The organism is Rothia sp. HMSC069C03, assembly GCF_001811075.1.
GTDB lineage: Bacteria > Actinomycetota > Actinomycetes > Actinomycetales > Micrococcaceae > Rothia > Rothia mucilaginosa.
Genome location: NZ_KZ627134.1, coordinates 1 through 11476 on the forward strand (window position 1 = coordinate 1; position 11476 = coordinate 11476).

The 11476-nt window shown below is 54.5% G+C and carries 9 protein-coding genes; 8 read left to right on the plus strand and 1 reads right to left on the minus strand.

Going from position 1 to position 11476, the window contains the following annotated elements:
- Positions 1-395: 395 nt before the first annotated feature.
- The gene (gene zapE, locus HMPREF2779_RS02110; protein ID WP_105360702.1) at positions 396-1445 is read left to right on the plus strand and encodes a cell division protein ZapE; all 1050 of its coding nucleotides are present in this window, start codon (positions 396-398) and stop codon (positions 1443-1445) included.
- 124 nt (positions 1446-1569) lie between these two features.
- Here zapE and HMPREF2779_RS02115 read toward each other — a convergent pair whose 3' ends face one another.
- Positions 1570-4716, minus strand: a complete 3147-nt coding sequence (locus tag HMPREF2779_RS02115; protein ID WP_105360703.1) for a CRISPR-associated helicase/endonuclease Cas3 — start codon at positions 4714-4716, stop codon at positions 1570-1572.
- 375 nt (positions 4717-5091) lie between these two features.
- On the opposite strand from HMPREF2779_RS02115, the gene casA reads away from it, so the two are divergent.
- From casA to cas2e, 7 genes are all read left to right on the plus strand, one after another.
- On the plus strand, positions 5092-6777 hold the full coding sequence (casA, locus tag HMPREF2779_RS02120; protein WP_105360704.1) for a type I-E CRISPR-associated protein Cse1/CasA: 1686 nt from the start codon (positions 5092-5094) through the stop codon (positions 6775-6777).
- Positions 6770-7384, plus strand: a complete 615-nt coding sequence (casB, locus tag HMPREF2779_RS02125) for a type I-E CRISPR-associated protein Cse2/CasB (protein WP_158676573.1) — start codon at positions 6770-6772, stop codon at positions 7382-7384. The genes casA and casB overlap by 8 nt, the downstream gene beginning before the upstream one ends.
- Positions 7385-7412: 28 nt before the next feature.
- The gene (gene cas7e, locus HMPREF2779_RS02130; protein WP_105360706.1) at positions 7413-8534 is read left to right on the plus strand and encodes a type I-E CRISPR-associated protein Cas7/Cse4/CasC; all 1122 of its coding nucleotides are present in this window, start codon (positions 7413-7415) and stop codon (positions 8532-8534) included.
- Complete coding sequence (gene cas5e, locus HMPREF2779_RS02135) at positions 8534-9286, plus strand: type I-E CRISPR-associated protein Cas5/CasD (RefSeq protein ID WP_105360707.1); 753 nt, start codon at positions 8534-8536, stop codon at positions 9284-9286. The genes cas7e and cas5e overlap by 1 nt, the downstream gene beginning before the upstream one ends.
- Positions 9283-9963 carry a type I-E CRISPR-associated protein Cas6/Cse3/CasE gene (cas6e, locus tag HMPREF2779_RS02140; protein ID WP_105360708.1) on the plus strand — a complete coding sequence of 227 codons (681 nt, stop codon included), beginning with the start codon at positions 9283-9285 and terminating at the stop codon, positions 9961-9963. Before cas5e ends, cas6e begins: the two co-directional genes overlap by 4 nt.
- 112 nt (positions 9964-10075) lie before the next feature.
- Positions 10076-11017, plus strand: a complete 942-nt coding sequence (gene cas1e, locus HMPREF2779_RS02145) for a type I-E CRISPR-associated endonuclease Cas1e (protein ID WP_105360709.1) — start codon at positions 10076-10078, stop codon at positions 11015-11017.
- Positions 11014-11352, plus strand: coding sequence for a type I-E CRISPR-associated endoribonuclease Cas2e (gene cas2e, locus HMPREF2779_RS02150; RefSeq protein WP_105360710.1), 339 nt, complete (start codon positions 11014-11016; stop codon positions 11350-11352). Before cas1e ends, cas2e begins: the two co-directional genes overlap by 4 nt.
- The last annotated feature ends 124 nt before the right edge of the window (positions 11353-11476 follow it).

The following is an 11476-nucleotide window of genomic DNA, read 5'->3' on the forward strand; positions in this document are numbered from 1 at the left end:
TTCGACCATGGTTTTTAACTACGACCAAAGACGCTAACCTATGGCACAAATCCGTAACCTATTACCGGAATTTGCGTCTATGCCAGGCGGACGGGAGTCGGTAATGACTTAGTTTTTTCGGTAATGGGTTAGTGACTTTAGGCTGGGGTTTTAACCACCTCCAAAGACGCTAAGTCATGACTGAAATTGCTAGGTCATGACCGAACCTCCACCGGTGCTGAGTAGCCCCTCCACTGGCACTGAGCGGCCTAAACAAAACAGAGCGGCCCCACGCACCCCCACTCCCTCCTCATGCCCGTAATGTGGCGGGCAACTCATACGGCTCACGCGGGGTGTTAGACAGTACTACACTTAAAGCGGAAGTCACATCGCCGTCACTGAAGAAAAGAGTTTTTGTGCCCACCACGACCGTACACTTGATCGACCGCATCCCTCGCGTTTCTGCTGATGAGTTGCTGGCGGGTTTCCGCCCCTCTGAGCGTTTTGGTGAAGTGTCTTTTGATAGCTACATTCCTGATCCGAATCAGCCGTCGCAGGCTGAGGCTGTGCAGAAGCTGAAGGATTTTGGCGACAAGATTAATGGTGGCGGCGCTGGTGCCGGTTTCTTTGGTCGCCTGTTTGGTGGCAAGAAGAAGGATTCGACGAAGGCTGGCCTGTACCTTGACGGCGGTTTTGGTGTGGGTAAGACTCACTTGTTGGCGTCGCTGTGGCATTATGTGGATGGCCCGAAGGCGTTCGGTACTTTTGTGGAGTACACGAACCTGGTGGGTGCGTTGACGTTCCGTAAGACGGTTGAGGCGTTGAGCAGCTATAAGCTGGTGTGCATTGACGAGTTTGAGCTGGATGATCCGGGTGATACTGTGCTCATGTCTCGTCTGATGCGTGAGCTGGCGGATGCTGGCGTGAAGCTTGTGGCGACCTCGAACACGCTGCCTGGTGCGCTGGGTGAGGGCCGTTTCGCGGCTGAGGATTTTAAGCGTGAGATTCAGGTGCTTGCTTCGCAGTTTGAGGTGCACCGTGTGGATGGTGAGGATTTCCGTCACCGTGGCTTGCCTGCTGCGCCGGAGCCTGTTGCTGATGATGCGTTTGATGCGAAGGTTGAGGAAGTGTTCGGCGGCCAGACTGTTGGTGTTGATAGCTTCGCTGACCTGGTGGAGCATCTGGCGAAGGTGCACCCGTCGCGTTACCGTCAGCTGATTGATGGCCTGGATGGTATTGCGTGGCGTGATGTTCACCCGATTACTGAGCAGTCGGTGGCGTTGCGTTTTGTGGTGCTGGCTGACCGCCTGTATGACAAGGACTTGCCGATTGTTTCTTCGGGTGTGCCGTTTGACAAGGTGTTTACTGAGGAGATGCTGGCTGGTGGTTATCAGAAGAAGTATTTCCGTGCGGTGTCTCGTTTGACTGCGTTGGCTCGTGAGGGCATGCTCGGCGAGTCTGAGTAGCCGCCGCCTGGCGCTGCGAGACCGCGCAGCGTGAATGCGTGAACTGCGTCGAAAAGTTTATATAGTAAAGACCCCCGCCGGATGCTCCACGAGAGGATCCGGCGGGGGTCTTTGTGCGTCTTAGTTAGTTTTTATTCTTAGCGTCGATGCTCTGCAAGCCTAGCTGGGTGGTGTACACCAGTTCGTAATCGCAGAGCCTGTACGAGTACACGCCTGCTTCGACCTCTTCGAAGGGCAGGATGAGCTGCCCTTCCAGCATGAATGATTTCTGCCAGTTTTCGATGCGTTCCTTTTCCAGCTGGTCGAGTGCATCGTCGAATCGGAGTTTCCCACTCTTGATGCGGTGGTTGGGTGCATCTGAGTATTGGTAGGGGAGTCGAATCGATGAAGCTGCAAGTTGCATGCTCTGCCAGTAAGTCGGCGGGTCATCGGCTGAAGCATCAAAGCGGAGCGAATCAGACTCGTCTGTGCTGTTGATGGATGGCAAGAGTCGGTAGTTTACAATCGCGCTCTTGGGGTTGCCCGGTTGGTTCCGTTCCACAATGATTGCGATAACTTCCAGGGACGCGTCGGTGTCGCGAACCTTTGCCTCGCCGATTTGCTCGTCAGAGAAGCGCAAGTCGTCAGGCTTAAGGAGGCGATTCATACAGTCCACCATGGTGTACTGTGTACGCTGAGGTGCACAGAGCAGATAGCCTTTAGCACGGACCTTGGCTAGTTCCTTACCCTTATCACACTCCTTCTTGGCGCTCTCGTAGACTTCTGCCCAGGCACTAGGAATCTCAGTAGACGTATTTTCCTGGTAGGTCTTCTGCACCAGAGGGCTAATGTCCGCAGGAATTCGAATAGGTTCACCGTCGAAGTGGGGGAGTAGCTGCGCGTAGCTGCTGAGCAGAATCATCGGCTCATAGACTGCCTTGGATCCACGCGGGAAGTCAGGCGCCTCATTGTGTGAACCGAACGTCTCAACTCCTCGCACGTAGCACACCGGCATACGGTATGCGGGGGTGCGTTCTGAGCTGCTGCGGCTATCGTGACGGTGTAGACGTCCCATGCGCTGAAGCACCAGGTCAACTGGCGCGAAGTCGGTAATCATTACGTCAAAGTCCAGGTCAAGCGACTGTTCGATGACCTGTGTACCCACCACAATGAGGCGGTGCGGGCGCGAGGAATCCTCCCCGTCAGCTTCGCTGTAGTGTGCCTTCTTGCCGAGCTTTGAGACAAGGAGTTCTTCTTGTTCGGCGCGGTGTGTGGCGGTAAAGCGAGAGTGCGTGAGGACTACGTGCTCTTCACCGAACTGTTCACTCAGAAATGCGTGCATTTCCTGGGCTCGCCCAACGGTGTTGCAGATGACTGCGGCGCATCCGTGGTCATTGGCGAGCGGTTCGAGCACGTTCAGGACGCTTTCGGGGCTGTCAGCAATGAGCTTCAGCTCGATTTTGGTTTGCTCTACGGGCTGTTCAACCTTCCATTTCTTGGGAGTTCCGTTGTCCTCGGCGGTGAGCGTGTGGACAACGGGGTAATCCAGATCGAGGATGGGTTCTTCGGACGCTTCCGGCTTAGGTGCTGCATGAATGCCTGCGAGTCGAGCTTTCATTTTCGCCATCAGGTCATTCTGTGATGGGGGAGCAGGAGTAGCTACTTTGTTCGGTTCTGCTCCAATCTTCAGGCCCTTGGTATAGCTCTTCATCAGATCATCACGAGTAGCTGACGGCAGGGTTGCCGACATGAGAATAACGGGCGCATTCATCTGACCCAGCCAGTAGAGCGCACTGGAAAGGTATTGGTTCATGTATGCGTCGTAGGCGTGAACTTCATCAATGATGATGACCTTAGACGCAAGCCCAAGGTGACGGAGCATCACGTGCCGTGCTTGCAGAGCGGTCATGAGAACTTGGTCGATGGTGCACACAACGAAGCTGGAGAGGAGCCCCTTCTTGGTGCCGCTGAGCCAGCTGTGTCGCGCGAGAGACGTTCCGGGGCGTAGTGTTTTTCGGTTGTTTTCTCGCCCTGGGGTAGAAGATTCGTCGAAAATATCTGCCTTGGAGAGCACCTCATAGGACTTGTTGAACCGGTTTTTGGAGTGCCCCAGGAACATGGTGTGCGGCTCAATAGGTCCGCCATGTTCTTGCGCCACATTGTTTGTCTGGTATTCCACCCATTCGGTAACACGGTCAAAGAGGGCATTAGAAGTCGCCTGGGTCGGTGTTGCGAAGGCCACACCCGTGCGACCTGTAGCCTGTGCGAGGAACTCAGCAGCGATGAGGCCAGCTTCAGTTTTACCCTGACCCATCGGTGCTTCGATGCACATCATGCCGCCGCTTTGCATAGAGCGTGCCGCTTCGACTACGACTTCCTGCATGGGGCGTAGGATTGGGTTGCTCCACCCAAAACGGGATGCGTAAAGATCTGGTGCGGGGGTATCGGGGTTAGTGTCCAACGCGGCAATCCAGCGCTGTTCAAGCCCGAGAACCTGCCAACCAATGCGCGCTCGCTGTTCCTGATCGGCTGAGCCGAAGGTTCCCATGGGGAAGAAATCAGGGTTTGAAGCAATCCAGTCGGACATGATGACAAAACCGGTAATGCAGAACTGCACGGAGACGGGGATAGTCTGTCCGTGCTGTGCTAACTGATGCAATGCCGAGGATGCGCCAAAGCGTTTCAGAGTGATGGTGTAGAGTTCCTGCCAGGCGGCATGCCATTTGGGGGAGAGACGCTCCAAAATGACGTTGCTTAGGTCTGCTGAATTAGCAAGATATTCTGCGGGTGTGCCGTGGTGCGCGCCGGAGATACTTGCGAGAGTTTCAGCAACTTCACGCGGTATTCCCTCAATATTGTTGGTGAGCAGGTGAATGAGGATGCTCTGGCTGTACTTGCTGTGGGGGCATCGTAAGCCGCTAACGGGGGTTACGAGGTCTTCAGGAAACTCAAAGTCCTGCTGCTCGATACGCTGACGGTACACCGCGAGGTTTTCGTCACGTCGTGCATCGAGCTGCCCGGAGAATTCGGGGGTTGCTTTGCCCATGTCGTGGGTGGCGGCGAGCCAGCATACGAGCGAGCGCGTATCTTCCATGGAGAGATGGAGATGCTCACTGAATCGTTTCTGCAGACCGGGTGCGAGCCATGTATCCCAGAGTCGGGCGGCAACAGAACCGGCATCGAGCATGTGCTGAACGAGGGAGAGGCCGCGGGTAGGGGAGTCCTTGTCTCCTGTTTTTGCCCAGAACGATGCTGTTTCAGGTGTTGAAAGATGCTCAGGGGCGGGTACCATGATTCTCCTTAGACGGTAGACTAGTGCGTACCTCGCTGTGGTGCGAGGAGTATGTTCCCCGAAGCAGACGGGGATGAGCCAGTATTTATAAAATTGGTTGATGTGGTCCCCGCGCTAGCGGGGATTCTGCTTCCGTTGCTTCAAGTTTTACTCTACACCTTAAAAATATCAAAGGTATTAATAAATTTGTAGATTTACTTGACTTAATCTTCTTGGTGCTCCTATAGTGGAATTATCAAGCCACTGGAGGCCCACCAAGAGCCCCCTGACAAGGCTAAATTAACGGTCCACTCCCATTGTGGACTAGAAACCATTTTTATGACTGCTCATTCGTCACTCGACAGTGAGCTGATTTCGATGATGAAAGGAGTGAGAATGGCTAGCTTGGAAGAACCCCGCTTCAATCTTGTTGATGAAGCATGGATCCCGGTTCGACTGAAAACGGGTGAGGTTGCTGAGCTGTCACTCCATGATTTCTTCAAACGGGTGTATGAGATTGACCGAATTCAATCGGATAATCCGCTAACCGATGTTGCAATCTTGGGTGTTGCGCTCATTATCTTTGCGCGTGCCACTTTTCTTAGCGAAGGCGTTAAGACTTTTGGTGGTGCGGCTCCTTGGATTCGTCAGATGCGTGAGTCCGACGCTAATAATCTGGCTGCTGTTCTGGGATACCTTGAAATTTTCAAGGACCGTTTCTGGCTGGTGGGCGGTGACCGACCCTTTATGCAGGTGCATGATTTGCACACGGCTAAGGGAGACACCAAACCCGTTAGCCGTTTGCTTTTGGACTCAGAGAGTGAGTACTTCTCGGTTCGTGCTGAAAAGACCTTGGACTCTCTGAGCTTTGCCGAGGCTGCACGCTACCTGCTGACGATTCAAGCCTGGGACTACTCGGGCATTAAATCTGGCGCAGTAGGTGACCCCCGCGTTAAGGGCGGTAAGGGTTATCCTCTGGGTGTTGGCTGGTATGGCACCACTGGCAAGGTGATTGTTCACGGCGCCAATATAATGGAAACCCTGCTGTATAGCCTTGATTATGAGCAGCTGACTGATGATGAGTCGTTTGCTCTTGACCTGCCGGTATGGGAGCGTGCTGAGCCTGATACTGCAGCACCGCGTGCGTACACGGGCGGTCCCGCGGCTCAATACAAGGATCAGCCGGTACCCGCGAGTGGTATGTGCGAGATTCTGACCTGGCAGTCGCGTCGCATCCGCCTACACCATAACGGCGAGCGCGTAACTTCGGTCCTTGTTGCTAATGGCGATAAGTGGTTTGACCGCAATACCTATACTGACCCTCTGACGGGTTATCGCTACAGCAAGAATCAGTCGTCGAAGACTGAACAGGTGTGGATGCCTCAGGCTCATTCGGCTGAACGCACTCTGTGGCGTGGTGCTGATGCTCTGCTGATTCGTCTCACCCCGGAATCGGAGAAGCAGAATAAGCCTGCTCCTGTGATTCGTCAGTTGGGTTCGGGAAGGTACTTCCCGACCGACGCGGAGGTACAGGTTCAGCTGGTAGGCGTTGAATACGGCAACCAGAGCGCCGTGATTGAGAACATTATTTCTGACTCGATGACCCTTGAGCTTTCTCTGCTGACTGATGAAGGTGTGAGCGCCTCCCAGATGGTGCGTGAAAATATTCAGGCAACCATGGACGCGGCAATTGCTCTGGGACAGTTCGCGGGTAATTTGTTGCGTGCCGCAGGTCGGGAATATGAATTCCGTGTAGATGCTACCGAAGCCGTACTTAACCGTATGGAGGAGTCTTTCCGTCTCTGGCTTGCAGATCAGGGGGCGACAGAAGATATCTCCTCCAGGAAGGAAGAATGGCAGCGCCTGGTGCGTACCGCTATCCAGCATGAAGCGAACGTCCTTATCGATAGCGCAGGGCCCAAGGCTATGCTTGGCTTCTTTGGTAAGGATCTTTCTGGGAACGAAGTTCTTTACAGTGTTGCTCACGCAGAACGGCAGCTCCATGCGCGTCTGCGTAAGATCATCCCTTTGGCTTATCAAGCCTCCACCTCTCACTCACCTCAGGAGGACACTAATGAGTGACCGTACTGCGCAGAATGACCTGCAGCAGTTTATTGCTGCAAAGGTGATGCGCCTTTACCACCAGAAGAGTAGCGGTGTTTCGTCTGCTACTGCACAGCTGGCGAAGCTTCGCCGGGGAACGGGTGAACCGCCCTTGGCTCATCCTGAGCTTTGGGGATTCGTCCTGGAGAAGGAAGACGGTACTGAAGGTATCCCCGAAGAGTATCGCGGTAAGGGCGACCAGCCGAGTAATGCGGAGAATGCTGCATACACTGCTTTGACTCTTTTTGCTCTGCACCAGCAGGCGCAGAATCAGCCTATGCATGTTGCCGGTGTTTCTTTCGGGCAGGCAGTCGGTCGCTTGGTCAGTCAGACTACTTCTTCGATGAAGAAGCGTTTTGATTCTCTGCTGACTGCTCAGACGGAGAACGCTCGCCAGCATTACCTGCGTAGCCTGATTACTCTTCTCCGTTCCGAAGGTATTGCGTTTGACTACGGTCGATTCGCGACTGACTATATGTACCTTCTGAACCCCACGACGCGTCAGAAGGTTCTGTATCGCTGGAACCGTGACTTCTCCTACGGGCTCATCCCTGTTCGCGCTGTTGCGAACAAAACCACTAAGTAACTATCACTCCTGAAAGAAGGAAAAAATCATGACTACTTTCGTCGATATCCACGCCCTGCAGACCCTGCCCCCGTCGAACATTAACCGTGACGACACCGGCAGCCCCAAGTCCGCTTTCTTTGGCGGCGTTCAGCGCCAGCGCGTGTCCAGCCAGGCTTGGAAGTCCGTTATTCGCCGCGATTTTGAGTCGCACCTCGACCGCTCGAAGCTGGGCGTACGTACCCGCCTGGTTGCTGACAAGGTAGTGGCGCGCATCCTGGAGCTTGCGCCCGAATTGGATGCTGAGAAGGCTGAGGCGGCTGTCGTCGAGGCTTTCAAGGCGGCAAAGATTAAGTTGGAGAAGCCGAAGAAGAAGGAAGACGAAGAAGCAGGCCGTGCTGTTTCTGGCTACCTGATTCTGTTGAGCAACCAGCAGATTGACAAGCTGGCACAGGCAATTATTGATGCTAATGGCGAGAAGCTCGTTGCGAAGGATGTTAAGGAAATCCTCGACACTAACCACAGCGTTGACATCGCCCTCTTCGGTCGCATGCTGGCAGAAGCTGCCGACTTCAACGTTGACGCAGCATGCCAGGTAGCACACGCCCTGAGTGTTCACGGTTCCGAACCCGATTTCGACTACTACACCGCCGTGGATGATGTCGTTCGTTCTTCCGATGACGCTACCGGTGCGGGCATGATTGGCACCGTTGAGATGGCGGCAAGCACCTTCTACCGCTACGCCAACATCAACCTGGATGCGCTGAACGCTAACCTGGGTAATACTTCTGGAAGCGTCGAAGCAACCCTGGCGTTTCTCCGCGCATTCATCAACTCTATGCCTACCGGTAAGCAGAATTCTTTCGCCGCGCGCACCCTGCCTGACGCGGTTATCGTAACCGTTCGCAACGACCGCCCCATCTCTTACGTGAATGCCTTCGAGAAGGCTATTACCGAGGTTGAGGGCCGCCGCGTGGCTGCAGCTCGTGCGCTCGCATCTGAGGCTAAGAACATTGAAGAAGCATATGGTTACGAGCCGGTTGCTTCGTATGTTCTGGCTTTGGGCGACCTCAAGGAAGAACTGGTTGGTCTTGGCGAGTCTGTTTCTTTGAAGGGGCTGTTGGATTCCCTGGAGTCTCAGCTGACCGCTCTTACCGCTCAGGAGTCCTAATGCCTACCCTGCTCTTGAAGATGAGCGGGCCGTTGCAGTCATGGGGCACTCAGAGTCGTTTCCGTCGCCGTGATGCCGGACATGAGCCGAGTAAATCTGGCGTAATTGGAATGGTTGCTGCAGCCTTGGGGCGCTCGCGTAACGAGCCGGTTGACGATTTGGTTTCGTTGAGGTTCGCGGTGCGTACGGATGCCTCGGGTACTCTGATTCGTGACTATCAGACCGCTAAGAATTGGGCTAAGAACCCGAATGGTGCGGCTTCTCTTTCGACTCGTATGTACCTTTCGGATGCTGTTTTTGTGGTGGCTCTGGAAGGCGAACGTGAGCAGCTGGAGACTATCGAGTCTGCGCTGAAGAAGCCCGTGTATCCTCTGTATCTTGGGCGGCGCGCATGCCCGGCTGGTTACGACCTTGTCCTGGGTATCCGTGAGGAGTCCGCTGAGGAGGCTCTGCGTTCGTTGGAGTGGCAGGTTCCTGAGTATCGTCGTAAGGATTTTCCAAGCCCGGTAGCGTTGCGTATCCTGCGTGATGCGTTGCCTGGCGAGCGTGGTGATTTGGTGCGGGATATTCCGGTGAGTTTCAGCTCGGAGCATCGTCAGTATGCTTCGCGTGAGGTTGTGTCGGTTGAGCCTGTCCTCGTTAATGTCAATGAAGATCAGCCTGCACAGAACATGGAGGAAGAGGCTTCTGTGAAGAGCTCTTCTGCCCAGCATTCTGAGCTTGATTATATGAAGGCGGTGATGGAAGCATGACGTATTTTTCTCGTTTCATGATTAATCCGCAGCGTCGTAGCGCGTGGAAGTTGTTGCGTAGCCCGCAGGCGATGCATGCAGCCGTGATGGCGACTTTGCCGCCGGATACGGATTATTCTGAGGGTCGCATTCTGTGGCGTTTGGATGAGTCTCAGCATGCTCCGGTTCTGTACATGGTGAGCCCTGAGGAGCCTGATTTTTCGTCTCTTGTGGAGCAGGCTGGCTGGCATAAGCGCCCTGGTGAGAGCGCTCATTATGGTCGTTTGCTGGCGAAGCTGGAGAACGGTCAGGAGTGGGCTTTCCGTCTTGCCGCAAACCCGGTGAAGCGTCACACGAATAAGCAGACGGGTAAGCGTGAAGTGTTCCCGCACGTGACGGCTGAGCAGCAGCAGGCGTGGATTCGTGAGCGTGCTCCACAGTGGGGATTTGAAGTAATTCCTACTGTTGAGGGCCAGGATATTGAGGAGTGCCCGATGGTTTCTTCTCGTCAGGACCTTGCGTTTGCCCGCCGCAATGCTGAGGGTAAGGTCGGTAAGGTGACTCACCGTAAGGCTCAGTTTGATGGTGCTCTTCGCATCACTGATGTTGAGCTGTTCCGTCAGTCTCTGCTCTCCGGTATGGGCAGAGGTAAGGCGTACGGTATGGGCCTTCTGACGTTGGCGCCTCTGTCCCGCTAGGTAATGCGGGTGAAGGGCGGGGGACTGTTCTGTGTGATGGCGCCCCGCCCTTTCTTTATTCACTCATATTTTTGTGCCGATGCTGGCACGCTGATGTTCATAGGAGAAGATCATGCAGGGGGCTGTTCCTCCGAGCTCGTCTGAGCTGTTTCGTAGTTCTGACCGTTTGAGTTTTGTGTATGTGGAGCATGCGACGATTTCCCGTGCGGATAGTGCGGTGACGTTTGTGAAGGAAGAGGGGGTGGTGCATTGCCCCGCTGCGAGTTTGAGCGCTTTGCTGTTGGGGCCGGGTACTCGTATTACTCATCAGGCGATGGCTTTGTTGGGGGAGTGCGGTACTACGGTGGTGTGGGTTGGCGAGCAGGGTGTTCGTTATTATGCGAGCGGTAAGTCTGTGGCGCGTTCTTCGCGTCTGCTGATTGCTCAGGCGAAGTTGGTGTCGAATACGCGAAGCCGTTTGGCTGTGGCGCGCATGATGTATCAGTGGCGTTTTCCTGGTGAGGATACGAGTGAGTTGACTATGCAACAGCTACGTGGCAGGGAGGGTGCTAGGGTGCGTTCTGTGTATAGGCAGTGGTCTGAGCGGACTGGTGTTCCGTGGGAGCGCCGTGAGTATGATCCGAATAATTTTGGTGATGGGTCACCGATTAATCAGGCGTTGTCGGCTGCTCATGCTGCGTTGTATGGGATTGTTCATGCGGCGATTGTGTCTTTGGGCTGTGCGCCTGGGCTGGGGTTTGTGCATACGGGGCATGCTTCTTCTTTTGTGTATGACGTTGCTGATTTGTATAAGGCGGAGGTTACGATTCCTGCTGCGTTTGAGGTGGTTGCTGGTTATTCGGAGGGGATGGATATTGGGTCTGTGACGCGTAGGGCGGTGCGTGACCGTATTCGTTCTGAGAAGGTGATGGAGCGGGTTGTACGGGATATTCAGCGGCTTCTGCTGTCTGAGGAGGTTCCTGAGGAGATGCTTGATAGTACTGAGATGCTTTTGTGGGATGAGTATACGGGAGGTACTACGGCGCGTGCGAATTTCTCTGGAGACGAGTCATGATTGTGATTGTGTTGTCAGCTTGTCCGGTGAGTCTTCGTGGTGATTTGACGAAGTGGCTTTTGGAGATTAATCCTGGTGTGTTTGTGGGGCGTGTGAGCGCCAGGATTCGTGAGAAGTTGTGGGCGCGTGTGTTGGAGTCGGGTGGTACTGGTCGTGCGACTATGGTGTTTCCGGCGGATAATGAGCAGCGGCTTGAGTTTCGGGTAAATAATGCGGATTGGGAGCCTGTCGATTTTGAGGGTGTTAAGCTGATTTATCGTCCGGTGGTTCGTAAAGTTGTACCGAAGTCTGGGTGGAGTAAGGCGAGTAAGTATCGCCGTGCTCGCAGGGGTTAGTAGTGGCTGCTTATCGTGTATTCTGGATGCAGGCTCTGGCTCCAAAGTAATCCTATTTTGCCGGTATAGGGGGTAAAACCCCATGTCAGCAAGTGTGTTCCCCGCGCGAGCGGGGATGAGCCGC

What these genes read in the sequence shown, in the direction of transcription:
- HMPREF2779_RS02115 (WP_105360703.1), bottom strand. Translation starts at nt 4,716, where the DNA reads ATGGTACCCGCCCCTGAGCATCTTTCAACACCTGAAACAGCATCGTTC.
- casA (WP_105360704.1), top strand. Translation starts at nt 5,092, where the DNA reads ATGGCTAGCTTGGAAGAACCCCGCTTCAATCTTGTTGATGAAGCATGG.
- casB (WP_158676573.1), top strand. Translation starts at nt 6,770, where the DNA reads ATGAGTGACCGTACTGCGCAGAATGACCTGCAGCAGTTTATTGCTGCA.
- cas7e (WP_105360706.1), top strand. Translation starts at nt 7,413, where the DNA reads ATGACTACTTTCGTCGATATCCACGCCCTGCAGACCCTGCCCCCGTCG.
- cas5e (WP_105360707.1), top strand. Translation starts at nt 8,534, where the DNA reads ATGCCTACCCTGCTCTTGAAGATGAGCGGGCCGTTGCAGTCATGGGGC.
- cas6e (WP_105360708.1), top strand. Translation starts at nt 9,283, where the DNA reads ATGACGTATTTTTCTCGTTTCATGATTAATCCGCAGCGTCGTAGCGCG.
- cas1e (WP_105360709.1), top strand. Translation starts at nt 10,076, where the DNA reads ATGCAGGGGGCTGTTCCTCCGAGCTCGTCTGAGCTGTTTCGTAGTTCT.
- cas2e (WP_105360710.1), top strand. Translation starts at nt 11,014, where the DNA reads ATGATTGTGATTGTGTTGTCAGCTTGTCCGGTGAGTCTTCGTGGTGAT.